General features: G+C 67.3%; 1 protein-coding gene. It reads right to left on the reverse strand.

Annotated elements, in window-relative coordinates:
• Window positions 1-55 precede the first annotated feature (55 nt).
• Window positions 56-1,294, reverse strand: coding sequence for an IS256 family transposase (locus ACFWPQ_RS51935; RefSeq protein ID WP_384052197.1), 1,239 nt, complete (start codon window positions 1,292-1,294; stop codon window positions 56-58).
• Window positions 1,295-1,427: the final 133 nt, after the last annotated feature.

A 1,427-nucleotide genomic window follows, 5' to 3' on the forward strand; every position in this document is an offset into this window, starting at 1 on the left:
GGTCACGTCCGCTGGAGTGGTGTATTGACGGCCACTCGGTGATCTCGTTTTGAGGCTATGCGGTGAGTTCGGTAGGCAGGTCGGTCTCGTGGCTTTCTGACTCGATCGGGTGGAGGCGGGCTTTGGCCAGCAGGTCGAGTCCCATGTAGCGGCGGGCCTCGGTCCACTCGTCGTTCTGTTCGGCCAGCACGGCGCCGACCAGTCGGATGACGGCGGTGCGGTCGGGGAAGATGCCGACTACGTCGGTGCGGCGGCGGATCTCCTTGTTCAGCCGTTCCTGCGGGTTGTTCGACCAGATCTGCCGCCAGATCTCGCGCGGGAAGGCGGTGAAGGCCAGCAGGTCGTGCTGGGCGGTGTCCAAGTGGGCTGCGGCCTTGGGGAACTTGGCCTCCAGCGCGTCCAGGACGTGTTGCATCTGGGCCTGGACGGCGTCGGTGTCCGGTTGTTCGAAGACGGTCCGCAGTAGCGTGGCCACCCACGGCTGGGCCGATTTCGGGACCTGGCTGAGCAGGTTTCGCGCGTAATGAGTGCGACATCGCTGCCAGCTCGCGCCGGGCAGGACCGCGCCGATGGCGTCGACCAGGCCGGCGTGTGCGTCGGAGATGACCAGCTGGACGCCGGACAGGCCGCGGGCGATCAGGGAGCGCAGGAAGGCCAGCCAGCCGGCGCCGTCCTCGGTGGTGGCGACGTCGATGCCGAGGATCTCGCGGTGACCGTCGCCGTTGACGCCGACCGCGATCAGGGCGTGGACGTTGATGATGCGGCCGCCCTCGCGGACCTTCTGGGTCAGCGCATCGACCCAGACGAACGCGTAAGGGCCCTGGTCCAAGGGCCGGTTGCGGAATGCGGCGACCTGCTCGTCGAGGTGCCGGGCCATCGCCGAGACCTGCGACTTGGACAACTGCGTGACGCCGAGCGACTCGGCGAGCTTCTCGACCCGGCGGGTGGACACGCCCAGCAGGTAGGCGGTGGCAACCACCGAGATGAGGGCCTGCTCGGCCCGGCGACGTCGTTCGAGAAGCCAGTGCGGGAAGTAACTCCCGCTCCTGAGCTTGGGGATGGCCAGCTCGACGGTACCGGCCCTCGTATCCCACTCGCGCGGGCGATATCCGTTGCGGTGGTTGACTCTCTCGTCGCTGACCTGCCCGTATTCGGCGTTGCAGAGCGCGTCTGCCTCGGCGGACATGAGTGCGTCGGCGAACGTTTTGACCATCGCGCGCAGCAGATCGGGACTCGCCGCGGCGAGGTTGTCCTCGGCGAGGGCGTGCAGGGGCAGACTGTCGGGTGCGGTCATCGTGCTGATCTCCTTCGGGCTTCGACACCTCGAAGATCAGCCGGTGGCCGTTCATCTATGCGGGCCTCATCCCAACGCCGGAGCAAACCCCCGGATCAGGTCGAACCCGTACACCACTTCCCTGGACGCAACC

It is taken from the genome of Streptomyces sp. NPDC058464 (assembly GCF_042721035.1).
Classification (GTDB): Bacteria; Actinomycetota; Actinomycetes; order Streptomycetales; family Streptomycetaceae; genus Streptomyces.